This is a genomic window from Nocardia sp. NPDC058497, from assembly GCF_042720195.1.
GTDB lineage: Bacteria > Actinomycetota > Actinomycetes > Mycobacteriales > Mycobacteriaceae > Nocardia.
On record NZ_JBHXMY010000910.1, the window covers coordinates 1 to 1,605 of the forward strand.

General features: G+C 64.7%; 1 protein-coding gene and 1 pseudogene. Both read right to left on the minus strand.

Annotation, left to right across the window (positions count from 1 at the left end; translation table 11 throughout):
• Window positions 1-405 precede the first annotated feature (405 nt).
• Window positions 406-1,101: an NUDIX hydrolase gene (locus ACFWPJ_RS32380; protein ID WP_378857269.1), complete on the minus strand. Its 696-nt coding sequence runs from the start codon at window positions 1,099-1,101 to the stop codon at window positions 406-408.
• Window positions 1,102-1,193: 92 nt separating this feature from the next.
• Window positions 1,194-1,515 (minus strand): annotated as a pseudogene (locus ACFWPJ_RS32385) (transposase); the annotation flags it as partial.
• Between the last annotated feature and the right edge of the window lie 90 nt (window positions 1,516-1,605).

The following is a 1,605-nucleotide window of genomic DNA, read 5'->3' on the forward strand; positions in this document are numbered from 1 at the left end:
CCCTAATACGGGCACTAGCACCTCAAGCTAGCGCGTCTGCCATTCCGCCACCCGGACTTGCTGGTGTGCCAAAAGATTATCCGACGCGGTGACGGAAACCAAATCGCCTAGGTGACCTGCCGTTTTGTCGCATCGATCGCGATGATTCAAGCGGACGATCTCGGCCTCACGAAGCTCTGGAAGGGGCACGGGAGCATGTGGCGGATGATGTGATCTTGGTCGCGGATGCCGGGTCGCTGAGTCCGCCCAGTGCCCGATCATCTGCTGCTCCAATGCGGCGAGATGGCTCTCGGTAGCTTGCTTCTCGCTGAGTACCTGCCTGGTCCAAGACGCCACGAGTTGTGGATCGGTTCCGGCCTCGAGTGCTGGCGGACTTTCTGGCTCGCACGGTGGCTGGGCGGATCGTCAGCCCAGGTACGGCGTGCGTCGCCCCTCCAGGTAGTGAGTCAGTCTGAGTCGCTGCGTGTGGTGCATGTCGAGGCTGCCCAGTTCGGCGGGGGATACGAACCGTAGTTCTGTGGACTCGTCGGAGATGGCGAGGTCGCCGCCGGTGACACGGGCTAGGAAGCATACGTTGAACTGGCGTCGAACCTCGCCATCGCTGTAGGCGATCACGTGGCGTGGATCGGTGTAGGTACCGACGAGCCCGGTGGTCTCGATGTCGAGACCGGTTTCTTCCTTGACCTCTCGTACCGCGCAGCCGGGGAGGCTGTCGGTCATCTCCATACCGCCCCCGGGCAGTGCCCATAGGCCGCTGTCAGCGCGCCGTTGAAGCAGGATGCGGCCCGTGCCCGAATTTTTTTCCCTGCCCCGTTGTTGGACGTTGGCGCTGTCGGCGTCACCCACGGCTATCCGTATCGCGCAGCCCGCCTCGGCGCGTTCGGTCAGCAGGTCGTTGAGCCGCGGGTATGCCTCGTGGAGGAAGACGGCCGCGTAGACCAGGATGTCGATGCGGTCGCGTGCCGGCGTGAGCAGGTTGACGAACATCGACGCCGAGACATCGGCTCTCTGGTCGTAGAGGGCAACGAGTTCGGGGCTGACGGCGCGGGCCGTGCGCGACTGTTGTAGGGCGGGCCACAGGGCATGGACGTCCTCGCCCAAACACTCGGCAGCTTGGATTGCGTTGCGCCGCCGAGGGACTCGACCGAGGCTCACCCAGCACCCCCGGGTGTTGCGCTGACTCACTGAACCTGAGCTGCCTGCTCGTTAGGGAAGTGCGCCCGAGCGCGGACCGCCCGTCGGATGCGGGCGTTGACCGCTCGATCGCGTTGGTCGAACACACCACCCGCCGGATCTCGGTGTCGAACGCCAGGAACGGCACGAACTCCGCGAGCTGCTCTTCCAGAGCCGCACGATCGCCGGATACTTCGTGCCCCATTCCTCGGTGAATTCGCAGAACCGTTCCAGCGCAGCGGCTTCGGTCGCCGCGGTGTAGACCGGTTTGAGGGCCGCGGCGATCGCGGCCCAGTGCTGGTGCCCGGCATAGCCGAACGAGGCGCGCAGTAAGTGCACGATGTGGCCGCGCTGACGACGGTTACGAGACCAGCCGCGCCTTCTCCTGCGGTTCCTGCTGATTCACACACTCCTGATACGGATTCGGGTTGC